Raw genomic sequence first — 25376 nt, 5'->3', positions numbered from 1 at the left:
ATGGCGATCGACACCACTCCGACCCCCGTGGCCGGACAGCGGACCGCTGCCCGGCTCTCGACGCGCGACCGGCTCGTCCTGTTCGTGCTCTGCGCGGCCCAGTTCATGGTCGCTCTCGACTTCTCCGTCCTGAACGTCGCCCTGCCCGTGCTCGGCGCGGACCTGGGCATGAGCACCTCCGCCCTCCAGTGGGCGGTCACCGCGTTCGCGCTGCCGTCCGGCGGATTCCTGCTGCTCTTCGGACGCATGGGCGACCTCTACGGCCGGCGCCGCCTCTTCCTTTCCGGCCTCGCCCTCTTCGGCGCCGCCTCCCTCCTCGCCACCCTCGCCTGGGACCCGGCCTCCTTCCTCACCGGACGGGCCCTGCAGGGGCTCGGCGCGGCGGCCATCGTCCCGACCGGCATGTCCCTGCTGACGACGACCTTCCCGGAAGGCCCCGCCCGCGACCGCGCCCTCGGCATCTCCGGCACCCTGCTCTCGCTGGGCTTCACCGTCGGCATGGTGGCCGGCGGTGTGCTGACCGACCTGCTGAGCTGGCGCTCCACGATGGGCCTGCTCGCCCTGTTCGCCCTGATCGTGCTGCCCCTGGCCCCGCGCCTGCTGCCCGAGTCGCGGACTCCGGAGCGGCCCCGGCTCGACGTCCCCGGCGCCGCCACCGTCACCGGCGGCCTGCTCGCGCTCATCTACGCCCTGACCACGGCCGCCGAGCACGGCTTCGGCCGCACCGACGTCCTCGTCACCCTCGTCGTGGGTCTGTCGCTCCTGGCCGCCTTCGTGGCCGTCGAGTCCCGCAGCGCGGCGCCGCTCGTCTCGCTGCCGATGCTGCGCCGCCGCACGGTGGCATGGGGCAACCTGGGCGGACTCGTCACCTTCTCGATGATGTCGACGGTGGTCTTCGTCCTCACCCTGTACCTCCAGGAGGTTCTCCACCTGGGCGCCTTCGAGACCGGTCTGGTCTTCGGGGTGCAGGGCGTGCTGTCGGTGGTGGCCGGTTCCTGCGCGCCCCGCGTCATCGGCCGCTTCGGCGCCCGCCGCACCCTCGTCGGCTCGCTCGCCGGGCAGGGGGCCGTCGGGCTGTCCCTGCTCGCGCTGGGAGAGGGCGGCCGGTCGGTGGTTCTCGCCACCGCCGCCGTGTCCCTGGCCAGCATGTGCCACCTCGGCGCGATCATCTCCTACGGCCTGACCGTCACCTCCGGCGTCGCCGACGAGGAGCAGGGACTGGCGACCGGCCTGGTCACCTCCACCCAGCAGGTCGGCATCACCGTCGGCATCCCGCTCCTCGGCGTGCTGGCCACCACCGCGACCGACCTGCGGTCCGGCGTCCACCTGGTGCTGGTCCTGGACGCGGCGATCGTGCTGGCGGCCGCCGCGCTGGTCGCGGTGGGGCTGCGGGTGGCCAGGACCGGCTCAGGGGCGGTCGAGGCGAAGACGGTCGGCACGCGGTAGGCCCGCCACGACGAGGTCGTACGAGTCCTCCACGAGCTCCCGGACGAGACGGTCCGGGAGCTCGCCGGGTCCGCCGTCGACCGTCACCGTGTTCCAGTGCCGTTTGTTCATGTGCCAGCCCGGGACGATCAGGTCCGGGTGCTCGGCGCGCAGCCGGATCGCGTCCTGCGGATCGCACTTGAGGTTGACCTTCAGCGGGCGCGCGCCCAGGTCCGTCAGGGCGAACATCTTCCCCAGCACCTTGAAGACCGAGGTCTCCGGGTTGAAGGGGAATTCCTCCACCGCCGCGTTGAAGGAAAGGCAGAGCGTGCGCAGCCGCGCCGGGGTCACTCCTCCACCGCCTCCTCGCCGGCCGGGGGCTTCGCCGGGCCCACCGGCTCCACCAGCACCGTCACGATCTTGTTCCGGCGTCCGGCCGCGGCCTCCGCCGTCAGCCGCAGCTCACGGCCGTCCGGAAGTTCGACGACCGAGGACGCGCCCGCGATCGGCACCCGGCCCAGCCGCTTGGCGAGCAGCCCGCCGACGGTCTCCACGTCCTCGTCGTCGAACTCCTCCAGCCCGTACAGCTCGCCCAGGTCCGTGATGTCGAGGCGGGCGGTGACGCGGTGGCGGCCCTCGCCGAGGTCCTCGACCGGGGGCAGTTCGCGGTCGTACTCGTCGGTGATCTCGCCGACGATCTCCTCGAGGATGTCCTCGATGGTGACGATGCCCGCGGTGCCGCCGTACTCGTCGACGGCGACGGCGACGTGGTTGCGCTCCTTCTGCATCTCGCGCAGCAGGTCGCCGGCGTTCTTGGTGTCGGGCACGAAGAACACGGGCCGCATCGCCGTCGACACCAGGTCGTTCTCCGCGTCCCTGCTGATGTGCGTCTTGCGGGCCAGGTCCTTCAGGTAGACGATCCCGACTATGTCGTCCTCGCTCTCGCCGGTCACCGGGATGCGGGAGAACCCGGAGCGCAGGGCGAGCGTGAGGGCCTGCCGGATGGTCTTGTACCGCTCGATGACCACGAGGTCGGTGCGCGGCACCATGACCTCCCGCACCAGCGTGTCGCCCAGTTCGAAGACGGAGTGCACCATGCGGCGCTCCTCGTCCTCGATCAGCGACTCCGCCTCAGCGAGGTCCACCAGCGCGCGCAGCTCCGCCTCGGAGGCGAAGGGCCCGTGCCGGAAGCCCTTGCCGGGTGTGAGGGCGTTGCCGATGAGGATCAGCAGGGAGGGGATCGGGCCCATGATCCGCGCCAGCGGCACCAGCACGTACGCGGCGACCGTGGCCGTGTTCAGCGGGTGCTGACGGCCGATGGTGCGCGGGGAGACGCCGACGGCGACGTACGACACGAGGACCATGACGGCGATGGCGATCAGCAGCGCCTCGGCCGTGCCGTCGAACTCGCGGACGCTGCCGTAGGTGATCAGCGAGGCGGCGGACATCTCGCAGGTGACGCGGACCAGCAGCGCCACGTTGAGGTAGCGGGTGGGGTCCGCGGCGATCTGCGCGAGCTTGGCGCTGCCGCGGCGGCCGGAGCGTACGGCCTCCTCGGCGCGGAAGCTGGAGACGCGCGCGATGCCGGCCTCCGCGCAGGCGGCGAGCCAGGCGACGACGACGAGCGCGAGCGCCCCCAGGACGAGCTGGGCGCTCATGACACGGTCGGGGCCGGAGAGGGGCCGGTGAGGCCCTTCTCCGCGCGCCAGCCGTCCACGATGGCCGCCTGGAGGCCGAACATCTCGGCCTTCTCGTCCGGTTCCTCGTGGTCATAGCCGAGCAGGTGCAGCACGCCGTGGACGGTGAGCAGCTGCAGCTCCTCGTCCATGGTGTGCCGCGTGGGCGCCTCGGCGCCCTGCCTGGCGGCGACCTCGGGGCAGAGCACGATGTCGCCGAGGAGCCCCTGCGGGGGCTCCTCGTCGTCCTTGGACGGGGGCCGCAGCTCGTCCATGGGGAACGACATGACGTCCGTGGGCCCGGGCAGGTCCATCCACTGGATGTGCAGCTGCTCCATGGCGCCCGCGTCCACCACGATCACCGAGAGCTCGGAGAGCGGGTGGATGCGCATCCGGGCCAGTGCGTAGCGGGCGATGTCGAGGATCGCCTGCTCGTCGACCTCGGTGCCGGACTCGTTGTTGACGTCGATCGACATCTGGTGCTCGGTCTACTTCCCCTTGTGCCCGGACCGGCCGCGGCCGCCCTTGTGGGTGCCGTTCTCGGTGCCGTGCTGGCTGTCGTACTTCTCGTACGCGTCGACGATACGGCCCACCAGCTTGTGCCGGACGACGTCGTGGGACGACAGCCGGGAGAAGTGCACGTCGTCCACGCCCTCCAGGATGTCCTGGACCTGGCGCAGACCGGACTTGGTGCCGTCGGGCAGGTCCACCTGCGTCACGTCACCCGTGATCACGATCTTCGAGTCGAAGCCGAGGCGGGTGAGGAACATCTTCATCTGCTCGGGGCTCGTGTTCTGGGCCTCGTCCAGGATGATGAACGCGTCGTTGAGCGTGCGGCCGCGCATGTACGCCAGCGGCGCGACCTCGATCGTGCCCGCGGCCATCAGCCGGGGGATCGAGTCGGGGTCGAGCATGTCGTGCAGCGCGTCGTACAGCGGGCGCAGGTACGGGTCGATCTTCTCGTAGAGCGTGCCCGGCAGGAAGCCCAGCCGCTCGCCCGCCTCGACCGCAGGCCGGGTCAGGATGATGCGGTTGACCTGCTTGGACTGCAGGGCCTGCACCGCCTTGGCCATGGCCAGGTAGGTCTTGCCGGTGCCGGCGGGGCCGATGCCGAAGACGATGGTGTGCTTGTCGATCGCGTCCACGTAGCGCTTCTGGTTGAGCGTCTTGGGGCGGATCGTGCGGCCGCGCGAGGACAGGATGTTCTGCGTGAGCACCTGGGCCGGGGTCTCCTGGCCGTCGCTCTCCCCGTTCTCGCTCGCCTTGAGCATGGCGATCGAGCGTTCCACTGCGTCCTCCGTCATCGGCTGCCCGGTGCGGAGCACCAGCATCATCTCGTCGAACACGCGCGAGATCAGGGCCACCTCGGTGGCGTCGCCGACCGCGCTGATCTCGTTGCCCCGGACGTGGATGTCGGCCCCCGGGAAGGCCTTCTCGATCACACGCAGGAGCGAGTCGCCCGACCCCAGCACGGTCACCATGGGGTGCTGGGCGGGGACGGTGAACTGCACTCTCGCCTGCCCCTGCGCGGGGGTGTGAGCTGTGGGTGTCTGAGTCATGGGCCGGCTCTGAGGCCTGCGGTTCCTCCTCGTCACGGCCGCGCAGCTGAGGGCGGCCTCGCGACTCCCAGGGTACGACGGCGGGGTGACAAGCCCGTAGACCTTTTATCCGACCGGGCGGCCGACCCCGCTCGCTTCTCTTCCCCCGGTGCGCCGTCGCACGCCTCCCCGCCTGCGCGGGCTCACGCCTCCCGCCTGCGCCGGATCACGCCGAGCGGCGGAACCCGATCGTCGGGACGGCCCGCCGCAGCGGCCAGGGCCGCACCGCCTCCTCCGGTACCAGCCCGGCCAGGAAGCCGTACCGGCGCAACGCGGTGGGCTCCTGCTCCCGCACCGACTGCACCCGGCGCCACCAGGCGGCGATCTCCGCCCAGCCCGGTGCGGACAGCGAGCCGCCGAACTCCTGGACGGACAGCGCGGCCGTCAGTCCGGCGAAGGCCAGCCGGTCGGCCAGCGGCCAGCCCGCCAGCGAGCCGGTGACGAAGCCGGCGACGAACACGTCCCCCGCCCCGGTCGGGTCCAGCGCCTCCACCTCGATCGCCGGGACCGACGCGGTCTCCCCCGTCCGCCGGTCCACCGCGTACGCGCCCTCGGCGCCCAGCGTGACCACGACGACCGGCACGTGCTCGGCGAGGGCGTGGGCGGCGGCGCGCGGGGTGTCCGTGCCGGTGTAGCGCATGGCCTCCGCCGCGTTCGGCAGGAACGCCTCGCAGTACCGCAGGTCGTGCAGGCCCGCCAGATCCCACGCCCCGGTGTCGTCCCAGCCGACGTCGCCGAAGATCCGGGTGCCCTTGCGGGCGGCCTGGGCGATCCAGGGGGCGCTGCGGCCGGGGGTGAGGGAGGCGACGGCGGCCCGGGCGCGGGGCGGGCAGTCGGGGGCCGGCTCCTCGGGGGGCGGTTCGTGGCCGTGGGAGACCATCGTGCGCTCGCCCTCGTACGCCATGGAGACGGTGACCGGGGAGTGCCAGCCGGGGACCGTGCGGGACGGGGAGAGGTCGATGCCCTCGCCCTGCTCCAGCGCGTCCCAGCAGTACTCGCCGTAGTGGTCGTCGCCGAAGGCCGCCGCGAGGGACGTGCGCAGGCCGAGCCGGGCCAGGGCGGTGGCCATGTTGGCCACGCCGCCGGGGCTCGACCCCATGCCGCGCGCCCAGGACTCGGTGCCGCGTACGGGGGCGGAGTCGAGCCCGGTGAAGACGATGTCGAGGAACACGGTGCCGGTGAGATAGACGTCGCAGGCCGGGTCGTCCGGGCCGCGCAGGGCGGCCAGCGGGTCGATCTGGGCCGGGCAGGGCGGTCCCGCGACGGGTTCCTTCCCGGCTCGTCTGCCGTTCCTCTTCCCGGTGGACGCCATCACGGTGCGCTCCCTGACGTGGTGCGGTTTCAGCCAGTGTGCACCACACCGCCGACGGGGAGGCGGCCGTCAGGCCGCGCCGTGTCCCGGACCGCTCACCAGCGGGGCACGGCCGGCCGGACCCAGTCTGGATCGGCGATCCGCATGGCGGCCGCGTCGTCGCGGTCGCGCAGCGCGCCGTCGTCGTCCAGCCACCGCCGGTGCAGGAACGCCAGCCGGTCGCGGTCGAGTTCCACGCCCAGGCCCGGCGCGTCGGACACCCGGACCGTGCCGTCCTCGAACGTCATCCGCTCGGTGAGGACGTCCTCGGACTGCCAGGGGTAGTGGGAGTCGCAGGCGTGGTGCAGGTCGGGCACGGTGGACGCCACGTGCGTCATCGCGGCGAGGCTGATGCCGAGATGGGTGTTGGAGTGCATGGAGACGTCCACGCCGAAGGTGCGGCAGATCGCCGCGAGGTGCTGGGTGTTGCGCAGGCCGCCCCAGTAGTGGTGGTCGGAGAGCACCACCTGGACGGCGTCCCGGGTGAACGCCTCCTCGATCTCGGCGAACGTCGTCACGCACATGTTCGTCGCGAGCGGCACGTCGGTGCCGGCGGCCACCTCCGCCATTGCGGGCGTGCCGAGCGCGGGGTCCTCCAGGTACTCCAGGACGTCCCCGAGTTCCTCGGCGACCTTCAGCGAGGTCTCCACGGACCAGGCGCCGTTGGGGTCGAGGCGCAGCGGGTGGCCGGGGAAGGCGGCGGCGAGGGCGCGGACGGCGGCGATCTCCTCCTCGGGCGGGAAGACGCCGCCCTTGAGCTTGAACGACGTGAAGCCGTACCGCTCCGTGAAGCGGCGGGCCTGCTCCACCACGCCCGCCGGGTCGACGGCCGCGCCCCAGTCGTCCTTCTCCGCCGCCACCCCCTCGGGGTGCTCGGCCCACTTGTAGAACAGGTACGCGCTGTACTCGACGGCGTCGCGCACCTTGCCGCCCAGCAGGGCGTGCACGGGCAGGCCGAGGCTCTTGCCGAGGGCGTCGAGGCAGGCGACCTCCAGGGCGGAGAGCACGGACAGCCGCAGCTTGCCGGCGGTCTGCACGCCGCGCAGCCCGCCGACGTCGACCTGCCCGGAGACCCGGGCGGCGTCGACGGCGACCTCGTCGGCCCCGGCGAACAGCCGGTTCAGGTCGTCGACGCGGTGTCCGACGAGCCGGTCGGCGAGCGGACGGGCCAGCTCCAGGTACTTGGTGTCGCCGTACGTCTCGCCGAGCCCGGTGATCCCGTCGGCGGTCACCACCTCCACGATCAGCCGGGGGGTGTACGGCTGGTGCACGCCCTGGGTGTTCAGCAGGGGCGGGTCGGCGACCAGGACAGGAGTGAGGCGGACCCCGGTGACGGTCAGGTCGCGGGAGGGGGTAGCGGTCACAGGGCGGCTCCTACGAGGTCGGGTCCGGCGTCGAGCGGGGTCCTGAGGCCGGTGAGGTCACGGGCGGACGGATCAGTGGGTTCATCCCCCTATATGGACGGCGTCCATGTATGAGAACGAAGGCTAGAGGGGTGAACCCGGGGCGTCAATGGCGCGACCGCCGATGCCTCAGAGGCAAAAAGCGCGCTGCTACCCAGCCCTTCCGACACCCAAACACGCAAGTGATCCAGATCACACCTTTCTCACTCCCGTTGCGCCCTACACGCTTGATACAAATTGCCCGCGCGTTCTCGTCCGTCGACGGTCGTCGCCCCCACCGCCTCTTTTTCACACCGTCCCTTTCGCACGCCCTGGGAACGCCCGTGTACGCCCCTCGCACCACCCCCTGGCCCCTCGTCGCCCTTTTCACGGCCGGGTACCTCGCCCCGTATCTGCTGCCGACCACCGTCGGGCGGCTGGAACGAGGCCTGGATCTGACGCCCACCCAGGCGGGCGGCGTCGGCAGCCTGTTGCTGCTCAGCTCGGCCACGGCCGGGTTCTTGCTGGCCTCCCGCGTCGAGCGGACCGGCGCGCGCACCCTGGCCCGGCTGGGTCTCGTCCTCGCCGCCGTCGGTTACGGCGGGGCCGCCCTCACCACCTCCGTCCCGGCCGTCGTCGCCGGCGCCGTCGTCGGCGGGTTCGGGTCGGGCACGGCCACCACGGTCGCGGCGACCCGGATCGCCGCGGAGAAGGACCCCCACCGGGCGTCCACCCTGGGCCTGCTGAGCGTGTCCGCGCTGGCCGGCGCGGTCTATCTGACCGTGCCGCACCTGCCCGGGCACGGGCTCACCCTCGCCGCCATCGCCCTCACCGCGCTCGCGGTGTGGCCGCTGACCTCGCGGCTGCCCGGAGGCACGACAGGGCAGGCCGCGGCCGAGTCGGCGGAGGCCGACGGCTTCGTCACGGGGCGGCTGCCGCACCGGCGTTCGGGCATGGTGCTGGCCGGGGCGATGCTGCTGTGGTCGCTCGCGCAGAACGCGCTGTGGGGGGTCAGCGGACGTATCGGCGTCGGCCAGGCGCATCTGTCCGAGCCGACCGTGGGCGTGGTCTTCGCGGTCGCGCTGGGCGCGGGGCTGCTGGGCGTGCTGGCCGCGGGGGCGCTCGGCTCGCGGCTGGGGCGGGCGCTGCCCATCGGGGGCGGGACCGTCGTCATCGCTTGCTGCATCGCGCTGAGCGCTTCCGCGACGGGGCTGGGGAGTTTCGCCTTCGGGGAGATCGCCTGGAACACGTTCTACCCGGTGGTGCTGTCGTATCTGATCGGGCTGGCCGCGTCGCTGGACCCGCGGGGGCGGTGGGCGGTGCTGGTGGGGTCGGCGTCGTCGCTGGGGACGGCGGCGGGGCCGCTGACCGGGAGCGTGCTGTCGGCGCAGGCCGGGTTCCCGGTGATGGGGGCGGTGCTCGCGGTGGGGCTGCTGCTCGTCGCGGTGCCGATGACCGGGGTCGCGCTGCACACGGGCGGGCGGCCGCTGCTGCCGGGGGCTGTGCGGAGGCGGGGCGGACATCCTGCCGCTGTCGTCGCCGCGACGACGGGGACTCCGTCCGGGGTGGTGCCGGAGGTCGGCGCTCCGGAGCAGCCGGTCGTCGAGATCGCCCTCGACGGGGCGGCGGTGCCTGCGCGGGGCGCGTACGACACTGCGGCGGCCACTCGGGCGCCGGGTGGCATGTGAGGCACGTGGGGACAGCCACGGCCGGCTGAAAGGCGCCGCCGCGCCCACGGGCGCGCTTGAGGGGCGCGGGGAACTGCGCGACCGGCCACAGACCACCCGCACCCGACGCTCCGGACCTGCCCGCCGCGGGAGCGCGCCTGCCCGCAGGCCACAGCGCCCTCCAGGGGCGCGGGGAACTGCGCGACCAGCCACGAACCACCCGCACCCGACGCTCCAGCACTGCCCGCAGCGGGAACGCGCCTGCCCGCGGCCCCAGCGCCCTTCAGGGGCGCGGGGAACTGCGCCCTACAGGGGCGCGGGGAACTGCGCCCTACAGGGGCGCGGGGAACTGCGCGACCAGCCACAGACCACCCGCACCCGGCGACGCGGAGGTGCGCCCACCCGTGCCGGCCGGCAGCTAGGCGCGCCGCTTCGGTAGCTGGATGCGGTCCAGGTCCCTCGCCACCGTCAGGTCGCCCTCGTAGCCCGCCGCGCGCGCCTGGCGTTCGAACTCCGCCGGGTCCGTGTAGCGCTGGCTGAAGTGGGTCAGGACCAGGTGGCGGACGCCCGCCTCGCGGGCGACCCCTGCCGCCTGACCCGCCGTCAGGTGGCCGAACTCCACCGCCAGGGACTCGTCCTCGTCGAGGAACGTCGACTCGATCACCAGCATGTCGCAGCCCTCGGCCAGCGCGTACACGCCGTCGCACAGGCGGGTGTCCATGACGAACGCGAACCGCTGTCCGCGCCGGACCTCGCTGACGTCCTCCAGGGCGACGCCGTTCAAGGAACCCTCGCGCTGGAGGCGGCCGACGTCCGGCCCCTTGACGCCGTGCGCGGCGAGCCGGTCGGGCAGCATGCGGCGGCCGTCGGGTTCGACGACCCGGTAGCCGTACGCCTCGACGGGGTGGGAGAGCCGGCGCGCCTCCAGGGTGTAGCCGGAGGTGCGGACGAGCGGGCCGTCGGTGTCGACGGGGGCCTCGAGGAGGGCGACGGTCTCGCGGTAGGCGGTCGCGTACCGCAACCGGTCGAAGAACCGCTGCCCGGAGCGCGGGTAGTGCACGCTCACCGGGTGCGGCACCTTGTCGAGGTTGATCCGCTGGATCACCCCGGCGAGCCCCAGCGAGTGGTCGCCGTGGAAGTGGGTGACGCAGATCCGGTTGATGTCGTGCGCGGCGACCCCGGCGCGCAGCATCTGCCGCTGGGTGCCCTCGCCGGGGTCGAAGAGGAAGCCCTCGCCGTCCCAGCGCAGCAGGTAGCCGTTGTGGTTGCGGTGCCGGGTCGGGACCTGGCTGGCGGTGCCGAGCACCACCAGTTCACGGACGGACAACGCGGCCTAGCCGGGGGGCCACTCGAGACCGCGCCCGCCCAGCACGTGGGCGTGCGCGTGCCACACGGTCTGGCCGGCGCCGCTGCCCGTGTTGAACACGATGCGGTAGCTCTCCAGCTTCTCCTGGTCCGCGACGGCCTGCGTCTCGCGCAGCACGTCCGCGGCGAGCCCCGGCGCCGCGGCGGCGAGCGCCGCGGCGTCCCTGTGGTGCGCCTTCGGGATCACCAGGACATGGGTGGGCGCCTGGGGGTTGATGTCACGGAACGCGACGGTCGTGTCCGTCTCCCGCACGATCGTCGCCGGGATGCTGCCCGCGACGATCTTGCAGAACAGACAGTCGTCCTGCGGTTCCCCTGCCATACGCCCTCCTCGGCCCGGCGATCACTACAGGGGCATGCTACCGACCCGGCCCCGGCCCGTCGTGCCGCACGGGTGGGGTCACGACAGCTGCGGCGGCACCTTCGCCGGGGTCTCCTCCAGCGCCTCCAGCGCCAGCCGCACCGCCTCGTCGAGCTGGACGTCCCGCCCGGCCGCGTAGTCCTGCGGGCGCTGGACGACCTCGATGTCGGGGTCGACGCCGTGGTTCTCGACGTCCCAGCCGTAGCCCTCCAGCCAGAAGGCGTACTTGGGCTGGGTGACCAGCGTGCCGTCGACGAGCCGGTAGCGGCTGTCGATGCCGATGACGCCGCCCCAGGTGCGGGTGCCGACGACGGGGCCGATGCCGAGCGCCTTGATCGCCGCGTTGACGATGTCCCCGTCGGATCCGGAGAACTCGTTGGCGACGGCGACGACGGGTCCCCGGGGCGCGTCGCGCGGGTAGCTCTCCGCGCGCATCCCGCGCGGCAGGTCCCAGCCGACGATCCGCCGGGCCAGCTTCTCCACCACGAGCTGCGAGGTGTGGCCGCCGCGGTTCTCCCGCACGTCCACGACCAGGCCCTCGCGCAGCACCTCCACGCGCAGGTCGCGGTGGATCTGCGCCCAGCCGGGCGCCTGCATGTCGGGGACGTGGATGTAGCCGAGCCGGCCGCCGGACTTCTCCAGCACGTACGCCCGCCGGTCGGCGACCCAGGCGTGGTAGCGCAGCGGCTCCTCGTCGGCGAGCGGGACGACGACGGCGTGCCGCGGCTCGCCCCCGCCGGCCGGTGACACGGTCAGCTCGACGGGTTTGCCGGCCGTGCCCACCAGCAGCGGCGCGGGACCGGTGACCGGGTCGACGGGCTGTCCGGCGACGGCGACGATCGCGTCGCCGGGACGGATCGCGACGCCGGGCGCGGCGAGCGGGGAGCGGGCCTCCGGGTCGGAGGTCTCGGCGGGCAGGATGCGGTCCACCCGCCAGCTGCCGTCCTCGTGCCGGGAGATGTCCGCGCCGAGGAGTCCCTGCCGGGCTCCGCCGCCGAAGCCGCCGCGCGGGGTGACGTAGGCGTGCGAGGTGCCGAGTTCGCCGTGCACCTCCCAGAGCAGGTCCACCAGGTCGTCGTGGGTGGCCAGCCGGTCCAGGACGGGCCGGTAGCGGTCCAGCACCCCGTCCCAGTCGACGCCGCTCATGTCGGGACGCCAGAAGTTGTCCCGCATGATGCGGCCGTTCTCCTCGAACATCTGCCGCCACTCGGCGGACGGGTCGACGAACTGCCGCACCCGCGCCAGGTCGACGGTGATGTTGCTGTCGCTGTCGTCGTCGGAGGAGGCGCGCCGGTCGCTGGGCACGACCTTGAGGCGCCCGTCGGTCCACAGCAGCACCCGCTTGCCGTCGCCGCTGACCTCGAAGTGGTCGGCGTCCACGGCGAGGTGCTCGATCCGCTGCTGGGCGAGGTCGTAGCGCTCCAGGTCGGTCTTGGGGTCCGGGTCGTCGGGTGTGGCCCGGGACGCCCCGAGCACGCCGCGCACCGGGTGGCGCAGCCACAGCACGCCGTCCTTGGCGGCGCGCAGGTTGCTGTAGCGGGCGGCCTCGACCGGGAACGGCACGATGCGGTCGGCGAGCCCGTCGAGGTCGATGCGGGTGGTGGGGGTGCCCTCGCTGTCGGGGGTCTCGTCCCGGTCGGGGGTCTCGAAGGGACGGCCGTGCCGCTGCGGCCCGAACGGCGACGGGGTGGCCGCCGCCAGCGTGATCAGGTACGGCCGTGCGCCCTCGACGAAGGCCAGGTCGAAGACGTGCTCGTCGTAGACCGGGTCGAAGGAGCGGGTGGACAGGAACGCGAGGTGCTTGCCGTCGAGGGTGAAGGCGGGCGCGTAGTCCTGGAAGCGCAGCGGGGTCGCCTCGGTGACCGACAGGTCGGTGGTGTTGGCGAGCTTGATCTGGCTGAGCGGGCGCGGGCCGGGGTGGGACCAGGCGAGCCAGGTGGAGTCGGGCGAGAAGACCAGCCCGGAGACGTCGCCGTCCTCGCTGCGGTCGACCTCGCGGACCTCGCCGGTCTCCCGCTCGACGAGCAGGACGCGGCCGTCGTGCGAGGCGATCGCGGCGCGGCTGCCGTCGGGCGCCATCGCCAGGCCCACGACCCTGCCGAGCTGTCCGGCGGCCAGCCGGCGCGGGGTGGCGCCGGGGGCCGGTCCGGTGGCGGGGGCGAACTCCAGGGCGTCGTCGCCCTCGGCGTCCGTCACCCACACCACCCATTCCTCGCCGTCCGCGCGGAAGGTGCGCGGGCGCCGGGCGCGGACGCCCGGGGTGGCGGCGAGCGCACGGGCGGGTCCGGAGCGGTGGGTGACCCAGTGCACGGTGCCGCGTACGCAGACGGCGCTGCCGCGCGCGGTGTGGTCGGGGGACGCGGAGCCGAACCAGCGGGCCGCGTTCACCGGGAACGGCTGGAGGTCGACGCGCTGCCCGCCGAGCCGGACGTCGAGGCGGCGCGGCTCGGCGGTGTCGAGGTCGTCGAGGATCCACAGCTCGCCGGCACCGGACCAGACGACCCGGATGCCGTCGGTGGCGGCGTGACGGGCGTAGAACCCGTCCAGCGGGGTGTGGCGGCGCAGGTCGGAGCCGTCGGCGAGGGAGGAGTACAGCGCGCCCGTGCCCTCGTGGTCGGAGAGGAAAGCGATCCTGTCCCCCGCCCACAGCGGGTACTCGATGTTCCCGTCGAGGTCCGCGTGCAGCCGGACGAACTCGCCGTCGCCCTCCCGGTCGATCCACAGCTTGCCCGCGGTGCCGCCCCGGTACCGCTTCCAGGCGGCGGCCTCGCGGCCCATCGTCGCGGACAGCAGCACCGTGTGCGGGCCCGCGGCGACCTCGCCGACCGGCCCGTACGGCAGGGTCTCGGCGGGTCCGCCGTCGAGCGGCACGGCGCGCGCCCAGGTGCGGCGCAGGCCGGCCTGGCCGTGCGTGCTCAGCGCGAGGACCCGGCCGTCCGCGGTCCAGCCGCGGACCTGGGTCTTCATGCTGCCCCAGTGGGTGAGCCGCCGGGCGGGGCCGCCGTCGACGGGGGCGACGTGCACCTCGGGCGCGCCGTCGCGGGTGGAGGTCCAGGCGACGGTGGTGCCGTCCGGGGAGATCCGGGGATGGTTCACCGGCACGTTGTCCGCGCTGACCCGCCAGGCGCGGCCGCCGTCGAGCGGGGCGAGCCACACGTCGTCCTCGGCGGTGAAGGCGACCAACTCGCCGCGCAGATGCGGAAAACGGAGGTATGCGCTGGATGCGACCGATGCAGGCTGTGTCACCCGGTCACCCTATGGGCGCGCGTGCGGTCCGGCCAGGGGTTCCGATCACTTGCCCTCGACGGGGCGACAGGACGGGTACTGGTCGCACCACACCGTGGTGGTGACGGTCACGGTGACGGTGGGCCGGGGGCCCCGCTGCGTCGGTTCGCCCACGCGCGGCGGGCTCTTGGAGTCGCAGTCGCCCAGTCCCTCGACGCGGAACACCTGCCGGCCGTCCACCTTCGCGGTGATGTCCCCACGAACGCAGGCGTTGTTGACGGCGTGGGTGACCCGTCCGGTGACGGTGATCTCCTTGCCGCCCTCGGTCTCGCCCTCGCAGTCGACCGAGGCGGCGGTCTCCTGAGACGCCGGCGACGCGGACCTGTCCCGGTCTCCGAAGGACGCGGTGCAGGTGAGCCAGCGGACCTTGTCCTTCTGGCGGTTGAGCTCCTTGGTCACGGTCCCGTCGGTGGTGATCGCCACGGCGGCGGAGCTGAGGCTGCCGCCTTCGCACGCGGTCACGCCGGTGACCGCGGCCACGGCGAAACCGGCGGCAAGTGCGAGCCGCCGCCCTCGTGTTCCCCGCGGGAACCTCGTCATCGCCCCCATGCAGGGCAGCGTGCCACTGCCGCTCGCGCGGCGGTAGGGCGCATTGGGCCACGTGTGCCTCGACAAGCCCCTCCGGCGTTCGGGGAGCGTGGTCGTGGCGGAGCCCTCCGGCCTCAGGACCAGCGGCCGGTACGGCCGAGCAGCAGCGCCGCCGCGGCGGTTCCCGCCGTGGACGTCCGCAGCACACTCCGCCCCAGGCGGTACGCCCGCGCCCCGACGCTCTCGAACAGCGCCAGCTCCTCGGGTGACACCCCGCCTTCGGGTCCGACGACCAGCACGACGTCCCCCGTGTCCGGCAACGGGACCGAGGCCAACGGCTCCGTTCCGGATTCGTGCAGCACCGCCGCGAACCGCGCTTCGGCGAGAAGTGAGGCAACCTGCTTGCTCGTCGCCGCGTCAGCGACCTCCGGGAACCGCACCCGGCGGGACTGCTTGCCCGCCTCCCGGGCGGTGGCCCGCCACTTGGCGAGGGACTTGGCGCCCCGCTCGCCCTTCCACTGCGTGATGCAGCGCGAGGCGGACCACGGCACGATCGCGTCGACACCGACCTCGGTCATGGTCTCCACGGCCAGCTCGCCCCGGTCGCCCTTGGGCAGCGCCTGCACGACGGTCAGCCGGGGCGTCTCCACCGGCTCCTCGACGACCTCGCCGAGCCGGACGATCAGCCGGTCCTTGCCCTCGGTGCCGTCCACCTCGCCGGCGGACCAGCGGCCCGCGCCGTCGGTGAGGACGACCTCCTCGCCGGCCCGCAGCCGCTTCACGGCGACGGCGTGCCGGCCCTCGGGGCCTTCGAGGACGTAGCGGCCGGTGCCGTGCGTGTCGAAGTCGTCGACGACGAAGACGGGGGCGGTCATCGGGCACCTCCGGCCGACAACGCTGTCCGGGCGGCGGCCAGTTCGGCGACCAGGACCTCCACCAGCTGTCCGGCGGGCAGCTCGCGGGCCATCCGGTGACCCTGTCCCGCCCACAGCGCGAGGCCCTGCGCGTCCCCGGCCTTCGCGGCGGCCTGGCGCAGCGGCGCGGTGAGGTGGTGGACCTCCGGGTACGCGGCGGGCGCGTACGGCCCGTGCTCGCGCAGGAAGCGGTTGACCAGGGCGCGCGCCGGGCGGCCCGTGAAGGCGCGGGTCAGCTCGGTGCGGACGAAGAGGGGGTTGGTGAGGGCCTGCTTGTGCAGGGCGTGCGCGCCGGACTCGTGGGCGGTGACGAAGGCGGTGCCCAGCTGCGCCGCGCTCGCGCCGGCGGCGAGGACGGCGGCGATCTGGCCGCCGCGCATGATGCCGCCGGCGGCGACGATCGGGATGCCGACGGACTCGCGGACCTGGGCGACCAGGGACAGCAGTCCGACGCCGGTGCCGTCCGTCTCGGGGATGTCCCGGTGGGTGCCCTGGTGGCCCCCGGCCTCGACGCCCTGGGCGATCACCACGTCGGCGCCGGCCCGTTCCACGGCGCGTGCCTCCTCGGCGGTCGTCGCGGTGACGAAGGTGAGGGTGCCGACGCGGTGCAGCGAGTCGATCACCTCGCGGGCCGGCACGCCGAAGTGGAACGACACGACCGGCACGGGGTTGTCGAGCAGCACGGCGAGCTTGGCGTCGTAGCCGTCGTCGCGGCCGCTCTCGGGGTCGCCCAGCTCGGTCTCGTACCAGGAGGCCTCGCCGGCCAGCTGGTGGGCGTAGACGTCGACGGCGGCCGGGTCGGCCGTCTCGGGCTGGGGCAGGAAGAGGTTGACGCCGAAGGGGCGGGAGGTGAGTCCCCGCAACTGCTTGATCTCCTGGTACATCCCGTCCGCGGTCTTGTACCCGGCGGCAAGGAAACCGAGCCCGCCCGCGTCGGACACGGCGGCGGCGAGCTGCGGCACCGATACGCCGCCCGCCATGGGCGCCTGCACGATCGGGTGCGGGAAGAGATCGGTCAGTACGGAGGACATGACCGCATGTTGTCACGTCCCCCGACCAACTCCGAATTGGCCCTTCCCCTTGGCATAAGCCACTTTTCACCGGGCCGCCGACCACGCCGGCAACCCCTCGCGGGGGACGGGATCAACGCCCGTTGAACGCGTCCTTCAACCGCGAGAACAACCCCTGCTGCCCCGGCTGGAACTGCCCCGTGGGCCGTTCCTCGCCGCGCAGCTTGGCCAGTTCGCGGAGGAGGCGCTCCTGCTCCGGGTCCAGCTTGGTCGGGGTCTGCACCTCGACGTGCACGATGAGGTCGCCCCGGCCGCCGCCGCGCAGGTGCGTGACGCCCCGGCCGTGCAGCGGGATCGACTGGCCGGACTGGGTGCCGGGCCGGATGTCGACCTCCTCCATGCCGTCCAGCGTCTCCAGCGGCACCTTGGTGCCGAGCGCCGCCGCGGTCATCGGGATGGTGACCGTGCAGTGCAGGTCGTCCCCGCGCCGCTGGAACGTCGGGTGGGGCAGCTCGTGGATCTCCACGTACAGGTCGCCGGCGGGACCGCCGCCGGGCCCGACCTCGCCCTCGCCCGCCAGCTGGATCCGCGTGCCGTTGTCGACACCGGCCGGGATCTTGACCGTGAGCGTGCGGCGGGAGCGGACCCGGCCGTCGCCCGCGCACTCCGGGCAGGGCGTGGGCACGACCGTGCCGAAGCCCTGGCACTGGGGGCAGGGGCGCGAGGTCATGACCTGGCCCAGGAAGGACCGGGTGACCTGCGAGACCTCACCGCGGCCGCGGCACATGTCGCAGGTCTGCGCGGTGGTGCCGGGGGCCGCGCCCTCGCCGCTGCACGTGGTGCAGACGACGGCCGTGTCGACCTGGATGTCCTTGGTCGTGCCGAAGGCGGCCTCGTCCAGCTCCACCTCGATCCGGATCATCGCGTCCTGGCCGCGGCGGGTGCGCGAGCGCGGTCCGCGCTGCGACGCCGTGCCGAAGAACGCGTCCATGATGTCGGAGAAGTTGCCGAAGCCCCCGGCCCCGAAGCCGCCCGCGCCGCCGGCGCCGCCGGACTGCGAGAGCGGGTCGCCGCCGAGGTCGTAGACCTGCTTCTTCTGCGGGTCCGACAGCACCTCGTAGGCGGCGTTGATCTCCTTGAACCGCTCCTGGGTCTTCGGATCCGGATTGACGTCCGGATGCAGCTCGCGGGCGAGCCGCCGGAAGGCCTTCTTGATCTCTTCCTGCGACGCGTCGCGGCGTACGCCGAGTACGGCGTAGTAGTCCGTGGCCACCTATGACTCCGCCAGGATCTGTCCGACGTACCGTGCCACTGCGCGTACCGCTCCCATCGTTCCGGGGTAGTCCATGCGGGTCGGTCCGACCACGCCGAGCTTGGCGACAGCCTCGCCGCCCGAACCGTAGCCGACCGACACGACGGACGTGGAGTTGAGTCCTTCGTGGGCGTTCTCGTGACCGATCCGTACGGTCACACCCGGATCCTTCGCCTCGCCGAGCAGCTTGAGGAGCACGACCTGCTCCTCCAGCGCCTCAAGGACGGGCCGGATCGTGAGGGGGAAGTCGTGGCCGAAGCGGGTGAGGTTGGCGGTACCGCCGATCATCAGCCGCTCCTCGTTCTCCTCGACGAGCGTCTCCAGGAGAGTGGAGAGCACCGTGGAGACCGTACCGCGGTCGTCGGCCTCGAAGGCTTCCGGGAGGTCCTCCACCAGGCTCGGCACATCGGTGAACCGGCGGCCCGCGACCCGGCTGTTGAGCCGCGCCCGCAGGTCGGCCAGGGACGCCTCGCCGAACGGCGCCGGGCAGTCGACCATGCGCTGCTCGACCCGGCCGGTGTCGGTGATCAGCACCAGCATCAGCCGCGCCGGGGCGAGGGACAGCAGCTCCACGTGCCGCACCGTCGAACGGGTCAGCGAGGGGTACTGCACCACGGCGACCTGCCGGGTGAGCTGCGCGAGCAGCCGCACCGTGCGGGCCACGACGTCGTCGAGGTCGACGGCGCCCTCGAGGAAGTTCTGGATGGCCCGCCGCTCGGGCGGGCTCATCGGCTTGACGCCGGCCAGCTTGTCGACGAACAGCCGGTAGCCCTTGTCGGTGGGGATGCGCCCGGCGCTGGTGTGCGGCTGGGCGATGAAGCCCTCCTCCTCCAGGGCCGCCATGTCGTTGCGCACGGTGGCCGGGGAGACGCCGAGGTTGTGCCGCTCGGTGAGGGCCTTCGACCCCACGGGCTCCTCGGTGCCCACGTAGTCCTGGACGATCGCGCGCAACACCTGGAGCCTGCGTTCACTGAGCATCGCGCACACCTCCAGCTGGCTTCCGCCCGGTAACGACTCTGGCACTCTTCGCACGCGAGTGCCAGACTTCCCCGGCCCAGTGTACGGCCGGGGGGTACGACGTCGGCAAGGCCGGTCCGTGCCGTGGTGCCGGGTGACGTCGTCCCCGCTAGCGTCCCGGTCATGACCGTGACTTGGGAAGAGTCGGGATGGGAGCAACTGGCCCCGGGGGTCGGGCGGCGCCGGCTGCCGGGGTGGGACTGCACCGCGGGGATCGTCGTGGGCGCGGACGGCGTCCTGGCCGTCGACGCGGGCTCGTCCCTCGCCGAGGGCGCGCGGTTGCGGACCGAGGCGCGGGAGCTGACCGGCCGCCGTGTGACGCATCTCGCGCTCACCCATCCGCACTTCGACCACGTCCTCGGGGCGCCGGCGTTCGCGGACGCCGAGGTGTACGGCGCGGTCGGTCTGGACGTGGCGCTCGCCGGGCGGGGACGGGAGGAGCTGAGCGCGGACGCGGTGCGCTGGGGTCTCGACCCGGCGGCGGCCGACGAGGCGGTGGCGGCGCTGGTCCCGCCCCGGCACGCGGTGTCCGGCGAGTGGACGCTGGACCTGGGCGGCGGCCGCCAGGCGCTGCTGGCGAACGTGGGTCCCGGCCACACCGCGTACGACCTGGCGGTGCTGGTGCCCGGCGACCCGGAGGTGGTGTTCTGCGGCGACCTGGTCGAGGAGTCGGACGAGCCGCAGGCGGGTCCGGACGCCGTGCCGTCCCGCTGGCCGGCCGCGCTGGACCGGCTGCTGCGGCTGGGCGGCGAGGACGCGGTGTACGTCCCCGGTCACGGCGCGGTGGTCGACGCGGCGTTCGTGCGGGCCCAACGGGACGCGCTGGCGGCCCGGTTCGGCGTGTCGGACTGATCACCGCACCGGTGTTCCTCGTATCGTCGGCAGAATGCGCCAGTACTCCGCCGATCTGACCCCTCCGTGGAAGAAGCCGCAGTCCGTCCCCGAGGTGCCGGCCGAGCCGGGCCTCGTGGTGGAGGAGCCCGGCACCGGGTTCTGCGGCGCCGTGATCCGCTGCGAGGCCGGCACCGTGACCCTGGAGGACCGCTTCGGCAAGCACCGGGTGTTCCCGCTGGAGCCGCGCGGGTTCCTGCTGGAGGGTCGCGTGGTCACGCTGGTCCGCCCCTCCTCCGGCCCGGCCCGCCCCACCCGCACGGCGTCCGGCTCGGTCGCCGTCCCCGGCGCACGGGCGCGCGTCGCCCGCGCGGGGCGCATCTACGTCGAGGGCCGGCACGACGCCGAGCTGGTCGAGAAGGTGTGGGGCGACGACCTGCGGATCGAGGGGGTGGTCGTGGAGTACCTGGAGGGCGTGGACGACCTCCCGTCGATCGTCGACTCCTTCGCGCCCGGGCCCGACGCGCGGCTGGGGGTCCTGGTGGACCATCTGGTGCCCGGCACCAAGGAGTGGCGGATCGCGCAGGCGGTGACGAGCGAGCACGCGCTGGTGGTCGGGCATCCGTACATCGACATCTGGGAGGCCGTGAAGCCGGCGTCGGTGGGGATCGAGGCGTGGCCTCGGGTGCCGCGGGGGGTGGACTGGAAGACGGGGGTCTGCGAGGCGCTGGGGTGGCGGGTCGCCAACACGGGTGAGGCGTGGAAGCGGATCCTGGACTCCGTCCGCTCCTACAAGGATCTCGAGCCGCAGTTGCTGGGGAGGGTGGAGGAGCTCATCGACTTCGTCACGGCTCCGTCGTGACACCCGTCCTCAAACGCCGGAGGGGCTGATTCTCAGCCCGTCCGGCGTTTGAGGACGAGGCCCGAAGGGCCGAAAGGGGTTCTGGGGCGCAGCCCCAGGGTCGGGACGGGAAGGGGCGGCGGGGGCGAGGCAACTCCGGTCAGTCGACCAGGTCCCGGACCACGGCGTCAGCCAACAGGCGTCCCCGCAGGGTGAGGGCCGCGCGGCCCTCCGCGAAGGGCTCCGGACGGAGCAGACCGTCCGACAACGCCCGCCGCGCAGCGGCAAGCCCCTCCGCCCGCAGCAACTCCAACGGCACCCCGTCCAGCAGCCGCAGCTCCAGCAGAATCCGCTCGACCCGCCGGTCCTCGTCCGACAGGATTTCGCGGCCCGCCCCCGGCGACCTCCCCTCCGCCAGCGCAGCGGCATACGCCCCTGGATGCTTCACGTTCCACCACCGCACCCCGCCCACATGCGAGTGCGCCCCCGGCCCGGCCCCCCACCAGTCGGCGCCCCGCCAGTACAGCTCGTTGTGCAGACAGCGCCCCGCCTCCGAGGTCGCCCAGTTCGACACCTCGTACCAGGAGAACCCCGCCGCCGACATCATCTCCTCGGCGATGAGGTACCGGTCGGCGTGGACGTCGTCGTCCGTCATCGGCACCTCCCCCCGCCGGATCCGCCGGGCCAGCTGCGTGCCCTCCTCGACGATCAGCGCGTACGCGCTCACATGGTCGGGGCCCGCCCCGATCGCCGCGTCCAGCGAGGCGCGCCAGTCGTCGTCCGACTCCCCCGGCGTGCCGTAGATCAGGTCGAGGTTGACGTGGTCGAACCCGGCCGCCCGCGCCTCGGCGACGCACGCCTCGGGCCGGCCGGGGGTGTGCGTGCGGTCGAGGACCTTCAGCACGTGCTGCCGGGCGCTCTGCATGCCGAAGGAGATCCGGTTGAAGCCGCCGGCCCGCAGTTCGGCGAGGTAGGCGGGGTCGACCGACTCGGGGTTGGCCTCCGTCGTGATCTCGGCGTCCGGCGCCAGCCCGAACTCCTCGCGGATCGCGCCGAGCATCCGCACCAGGTCGCCCGCGGCGAGCAGCGTGGGCGTGCCTCCGCCGACGAACACCGTGCGCACCGGGCGGGGGTCGTCGCCGAGCACCTTGCGGGCCAGCCGGATCTCGTCGACGAGGGTCTCCGCGTAGTTGTCGCGGGAGGCCAGCACGCCCCCGGTGCCGCGCAGCTCGGTCGCGGTGTAGGTGTTGAAGTCGCAGTAGCCGCAGCGGGTCGCGCAGTAAGGGACGTGCAGGTAGAACCCGAGGGGGCGGTCGGCCGCCCCGGCGAGCGCGGACGCGGGCAGCGCGCCGTCGGCGGGGACGGGCTCGCCGTCGGGGAGTGCGGAAGGCATGTGCTCCATTGTCCCGCACCGCGCGCGATCCCCTTCCTGGCCCTCACTCCGCCTGGAGCACCAGCAGGGCCATGTCGTCCGCCGGGGGCCGCGCCCCGAACTCGTGCACGAGCCGGGTGATCCGGTCCGCTATCGCCCCGGCCTCCATCCCGGCGCAGCCCGCCAGCGCCCGGGCCAGTCCGTCGCCGTCGTCGAACTGCCGGGACCCGGAGCGTCGCTCGGTGACCCCGTCGGTGACGCAGAGCAGGGTGTCGCCGGAGTACATCTCGAAGGTCTCGCCGGAGTACCCGGCGTCCTCGACGACCCCGAGCAGCGTCTGCGGCTGGGCGACGGCCCGGACACCGCCCTCGGGGTCGAGGAGCAGGGGCAGGGGGTGGCCGGCGGAGGCGAGGGTGCAGCGGACGCCGCCGTCGAAGGGCACCAGCTCGCCGTAGAGGAGGGACAGGAAGCGGGTCTGGGGGCCGTCGCCGGGAGCGGTGGGGCGTGCCCCGGCCGCCACCAGCGCGCGGGCGGCGGCGTCCGCGGCCTCGGTGGCGTCGTCGAGGAGGAGCTGGTTGAGCCGGTCGAGGACGTCGGCGACGCGGTAGCCCTCGCGGGCGAGCAGCCGTAGCCAGGGGCGGACCAGGCCGATGACGACGGCCGCCTCGGGGCCCTTGCCCTGGACGTCGCCGACGGCGAAGCACCAGCGTCCGTGGCCGGCCGGGAAGAGGTCGTAGAAGTCGCCGCTGGGGCCGCCCTTGTCGCACGGTTCGTGGACGAGGGCGCTGCGCACGCCGGGGATCTCGGCGACGGCGCCTGGCAGCAGGCCGCGCTGGAGCACGGCGCTGATCGTGGCCTGGCGTGCGTACTGCCGGGCCGCCCCGATGGCCAGCGCGACGCGCCGTCCCAGGTCCTCCACGAGCCCGGTGATCTCGTCGGGGAAGCGGTCGATGCCGCCGCGCCCGATCACCAGCGTGCCGAGCGGGCGGCCCCCGGCGACGAGCCGGTACGCGAGCGCGGTCCCGGGCGGCGCGAGGGCGGGCCCTTCGGCCTCACCGGACGGCGGCTCGTCGGCGTGCCCGGACACGGCGGGCGCCGGCCCGTCGCCGTACCCCGACACTCCGGACGCCGGCCCGTTGGTCTCCCCGGACGCGGCGGGTGCCGGTCCGTCGGCGCCCTCCGCGACCGGGCCGCCCGCGCGCCCGGGCCGGTCCGGCGTGGCCGGGTCCCCGCCGTCCACGGCGGTGGCCCGAGGCCACGGATACCGCACCGGCCCGGTGCCGAGCGGGTCGTCGGCCTGGGGCGGCGGCGTGCGTTCGAGCGCCCGGCTCAGCTCCTCCACCAGATGCTCGCTGGCGTGCCAGACGCGGGCGAGGCGGCCTCCCGCGCCGGGCCGGCCGCCGTACGCGGTGGCCTCGTCCTCCAGCCAGACCGCGCACCAGTCGGCGAGCCGCGGCACGATCAGCTGGCCGGTGAGGGAGGCGACCAGATCCTCGTCCAGCTGCCCGGCGAGCAGGTCGGACGCCTCGGCGAGGAAGGACAGCGCGCCCCGGCCCAGCCAGGCTCCGTCGCGTCCGGGGCGGCGGGCCAGCCAGTCGTCGCCGTAGGAGGCGGCACGCCAGGCGTCCCGGGGGCCGTCACGCGGGCCGTCCCGGAGGCCGGTGTGCCCGCGCGGAGTGAGAGGGTCGAGCGGGTCGGAGGCGAGAAGCGCGGCGGCGCGCAGGTCTCGCGCGGGGGCGCGTTCCCCGGCGTACGCGGCGGGCGGGTCCAGGGGCGCCTCCTCGCGCGTCGGCAGCCGCGCCCACACGGTCTTGCTGCCGGCGCGGTAGGTGACGCCCCAGGACTCGGCGAGCGCGGCGACCAGGCGCAGGCCGCGCCCGTACTCGGGGAGATCGTGCGACGGCGTCTCCGCGGCGTCGTCGCGCGGCGGGCGGGAGGGGTGCAGGTCGGCGACCTCGACCACGAGCGCGCCGGTGTCCTCCTCCAGCCGGCAGGTCAGACGCACCTCGGTGCCGGCGTGCACGACCGCGTTGGTGACCAGCTCGCTGGCGACCAGGGCGGCGTCGTCGCCGACGCGGCCGGTGAGGAGGTCGGCGCCGTCCGCCGCGGATTGCGTCCACTCGGTGAGCGCCTTGCGCAGCAGCGCGCGTGCGGAGCCCGGCGCGAGGGGACTTCCGGACAGCGTCGTCTCCACCCGCGTACTCCCCCGCACGTCGGAGGCGCACGAGGTGGTCTCCCGTTGGGTCGGAATGGCCCGCATGGGCAGCTCCCCGGGCAGTTCGTACGAAGAGAACTCGATCGCTTGCCGACAGAGTGACAGAACGGACCCGCCCATAAGCGTGGAGTCACGAAAGTGGATCGCTTGTCGGGGGGACAGTGCCACCCGTTCGGTCAGGAACGGTGCCGAGACCGCTCGCTTTCGGTCATCGCAGAACGAGGAGTGTCGGGTCCGCGCCTCCCGCGCGGGCCCGACCACAAGAACCTCAGGAGAAGTCGAGGACCAGCCGCCCGCGCAGACCGCCGGCCTCGAGCAGCCGGTGTGCCTCGGCCGCGTCGGAGGCGGGCAAAACCTTGGCGACGCGCAGGGACAGCACGCCCTGCTCGGCCTGCCGTCGCAGGGTGTCCAGCAGTGCGGTGTCGGCGCGGACGCTCGCCACGATCACCGGGGTCACCGTGACGCCGCGCTCCGCGGGACCCTGCCAGCCGCGCAGCGCGACGAACGCGCCGCCGTCCGCGACCGCGGGGACGGTCTCCTCGCGCTGGTTGGAGCCGTCCACCAGCCCGGGCACGCCGTCGGGTGCCAGTCGCCGGATGCGGGCGGCGACGTCCGCGCCCCGGTCGACGACGTGGTCGGCGCCGAATCCGCGCACCAGGTCGCGGTCGTGCGGGGCGGCGTCCGCGACGACGGTCAGGCCGTCGGCCTTGGCGAGTTCCACCGTGTAGCCGCCGACGGCGCCCGCGGCGCCGGTCACGGCGACCGTCGCGCCCTTCGGCAGCGCGAGGGTGTCGAGGGCCAGCCGGGCGGTGGCGGCGTTCATCAGGAGGGTGGACGCCTCGGCGTGGTCCGTCCCGGCGGGAGCGGGGACGACGGACTCCGCGGGCACGACGATCTGTTCGGCGTAGGCGCCGCCCTGCGGCCGAGTGAACATCACGAGGGCCACGACCCGTTGCCCCACGCTCAGCCGGCCGTCCGCGCCGGGGCCGAGCTGGTCGATCACGCCGGCCGCGTCCATGCCGGGCACGTACGGGGGCGGCACGTCCCGCATCCGGGCGGCGTGGCCGCCGGTGCGCAGCATGACGTCGGTGGGATTCACGGCGGCGGCGTGCACCCTGATGCGGACCTCGCCGGGTCCCGCCTCGGGTGTGGGGAGCTCCAGCTCCCGCAGGACGCCGGGGCCGCCGTAGGTGGTTAACGCGATTGCCTTCATGGCGAGAGGCAAC

General features: G+C 73.7%; 21 protein-coding genes. 4 read left to right on the top strand and 17 right to left on the bottom strand.

Going from position 1 to position 25376, the window contains the following annotated elements:
• Positions 1-1446 (top strand): MFS transporter, encoded by a 1446-nt coding sequence (locus tag ELQ39_RS21675; protein WP_242593511.1) that lies wholly within the window; start codon positions 1-3, stop codon positions 1444-1446.
• Here ELQ39_RS21675 and ELQ39_RS21670 read toward each other — a convergent pair.
• The 6 genes from ELQ39_RS21670 to ELQ39_RS21645 form a co-directional block, all read right to left on the bottom strand.
• On the bottom strand, positions 1408-1776 hold the full coding sequence (locus ELQ39_RS21670; protein WP_190000567.1) for an MmcQ/YjbR family DNA-binding protein: 369 nt from the start codon (positions 1774-1776) through the stop codon (positions 1408-1410). The two genes, ELQ39_RS21675 and ELQ39_RS21670, sit on opposite strands and share 39 nt — an antisense overlap.
• Positions 1773-3083 carry a CNNM domain-containing protein gene (locus ELQ39_RS21665; RefSeq protein ID WP_190000568.1) on the bottom strand — a complete coding sequence of 437 codons (1311 nt, stop codon included), beginning with the start codon at positions 3081-3083 and terminating at the stop codon, positions 1773-1775. Before ELQ39_RS21665 ends, ELQ39_RS21670 begins: the two co-directional genes overlap by 4 nt.
• Positions 3080-3577: an rRNA maturation RNase YbeY gene (gene ybeY / locus ELQ39_RS21660; RefSeq protein ID WP_225628145.1), complete on the bottom strand. Its 498-nt coding sequence runs from the start codon at positions 3575-3577 to the stop codon at positions 3080-3082. Before ybeY ends, ELQ39_RS21665 begins: the two co-directional genes overlap by 4 nt.
• Before the next feature lie 12 nt (positions 3578-3589).
• A complete protein-coding gene (locus ELQ39_RS21655; protein ID WP_190000570.1) occupies positions 3590-4660 on the bottom strand; it encodes a PhoH family protein in 1071 nt (356 codons plus the stop codon).
• 205 nt (positions 4661-4865) lie between these two features.
• Complete coding sequence (locus ELQ39_RS21650) at positions 4866-6011, bottom strand: carbohydrate kinase family protein (protein WP_242593510.1); 1146 nt, start codon at positions 6009-6011, stop codon at positions 4866-4868.
• Positions 6012-6106: 95 nt separating this feature from the next.
• Complete coding sequence (locus ELQ39_RS21645; protein ID WP_242593508.1) at positions 6107-7414, bottom strand: glucarate dehydratase family protein; 1308 nt, start codon at positions 7412-7414, stop codon at positions 6107-6109.
• 362 nt (positions 7415-7776) lie between these two features.
• Here ELQ39_RS21645 and ELQ39_RS21640 point away from each other — a divergent pair, with 362 nt between their 5' ends.
• Positions 7777-9120 carry an MFS transporter gene (locus ELQ39_RS21640; RefSeq protein WP_242593506.1) on the top strand — a complete coding sequence of 448 codons (1344 nt, stop codon included), beginning with the start codon at positions 7777-7779 and terminating at the stop codon, positions 9118-9120.
• A 397-nt stretch (positions 9121-9517) separates the two neighbouring features.
• On the opposite strand, the gene ELQ39_RS21635 is transcribed toward ELQ39_RS21640, so the two are convergent.
• The 8 genes from ELQ39_RS21635 to hrcA all read right to left on the bottom strand — a co-directional run bounded on the left by ELQ39_RS21635 (position 9518) and on the right by hrcA (position 18852).
• Positions 9518-10426: a ribonuclease Z gene (locus ELQ39_RS21635; RefSeq protein ID WP_242593504.1), complete on the bottom strand. Its 909-nt coding sequence runs from the start codon at positions 10424-10426 to the stop codon at positions 9518-9520.
• Between the two features lie 6 nt (positions 10427-10432).
• On the bottom strand, positions 10433-10786 hold the full coding sequence (locus tag ELQ39_RS21630; protein ID WP_190000575.1) for a histidine triad nucleotide-binding protein: 354 nt from the start codon (positions 10784-10786) through the stop codon (positions 10433-10435).
• A 78-nt stretch (positions 10787-10864) separates the two neighbouring features.
• On the bottom strand, positions 10865-14008 hold the full coding sequence (locus tag ELQ39_RS21625; RefSeq protein ID WP_391665023.1) for a S41 family peptidase: 3144 nt from the start codon (positions 14006-14008) through the stop codon (positions 10865-10867).
• A 108-nt stretch (positions 14009-14116) separates the two neighbouring features.
• On the bottom strand, positions 14117-14659 hold the full coding sequence (locus ELQ39_RS21620; protein ID WP_391664778.1) for a hypothetical protein: 543 nt from the start codon (positions 14657-14659) through the stop codon (positions 14117-14119).
• 113 nt (positions 14660-14772) lie between these two features.
• Positions 14773-15513: a 16S rRNA (uracil(1498)-N(3))-methyltransferase gene (locus tag ELQ39_RS21615; protein WP_242593500.1), complete on the bottom strand. Its 741-nt coding sequence runs from the start codon at positions 15511-15513 to the stop codon at positions 14773-14775.
• Positions 15510-16583 (bottom strand): nitronate monooxygenase, encoded by a 1074-nt coding sequence (locus ELQ39_RS21610; protein WP_242593499.1) that lies wholly within the window; start codon positions 16581-16583, stop codon positions 15510-15512. Before ELQ39_RS21610 ends, ELQ39_RS21615 begins: the two co-directional genes overlap by 4 nt.
• Positions 16584-16695: 112 nt before the next feature.
• Positions 16696-17835: a molecular chaperone DnaJ gene (dnaJ, locus tag ELQ39_RS21605; protein WP_190000579.1), complete on the bottom strand. Its 1140-nt coding sequence runs from the start codon at positions 17833-17835 to the stop codon at positions 16696-16698.
• A complete protein-coding gene (gene hrcA, locus ELQ39_RS21600) occupies positions 17836-18852 on the bottom strand; it encodes a heat-inducible transcriptional repressor HrcA (protein ID WP_190000580.1) in 1017 nt (338 codons plus the stop codon).
• A 162-nt stretch (positions 18853-19014) separates the two neighbouring features.
• On the opposite strand from hrcA, the gene ELQ39_RS21595 reads away from it, so the two are divergent.
• Positions 19015-19743: an MBL fold metallo-hydrolase gene (locus ELQ39_RS21595; RefSeq protein WP_242593497.1), complete on the top strand. Its 729-nt coding sequence runs from the start codon at positions 19015-19017 to the stop codon at positions 19741-19743.
• Between the two features lie 34 nt (positions 19744-19777).
• Positions 19778-20584 (top strand): DUF3097 domain-containing protein, encoded by an 807-nt coding sequence (locus ELQ39_RS21590; protein ID WP_242593494.1) that lies wholly within the window; start codon positions 19778-19780, stop codon positions 20582-20584.
• 139 nt (positions 20585-20723) lie between these two features.
• Here the strand turns inward: ELQ39_RS21590 and hemW are convergent, their stop codons facing one another.
• The 3 genes from hemW to ELQ39_RS21575 all read right to left on the bottom strand — a co-directional run bounded on the left by hemW (position 20724) and on the right by ELQ39_RS21575 (position 25363).
• On the bottom strand, positions 20724-21956 hold the full coding sequence (hemW, locus tag ELQ39_RS21585; protein ID WP_190000583.1) for a radical SAM family heme chaperone HemW: 1233 nt from the start codon (positions 21954-21956) through the stop codon (positions 20724-20726).
• Between the two features lie 43 nt (positions 21957-21999).
• Positions 22000-24195, bottom strand: coding sequence for a SpoIIE family protein phosphatase (locus ELQ39_RS21580; protein ID WP_242593492.1), 2196 nt, complete (start codon positions 24193-24195; stop codon positions 22000-22002).
• 223 nt (positions 24196-24418) lie between these two features.
• Positions 24419-25363, bottom strand: a complete 945-nt coding sequence (locus ELQ39_RS21575) for an NADP-dependent oxidoreductase (protein ID WP_242593490.1) — start codon at positions 25361-25363, stop codon at positions 24419-24421.
• Positions 25364-25376 lie beyond the last annotated feature (13 nt).

Origin of the sequence: Streptomyces sp. GB4-14 (assembly GCF_022696125.1) — a bacterium.
GTDB classification, from domain to species: domain Bacteria; phylum Actinomycetota; class Actinomycetes; order Streptomycetales; family Streptomycetaceae; genus Streptomyces; species Streptomyces werraensis.
This window is presented reverse-complemented; position numbering and strand designations above follow the sequence as displayed.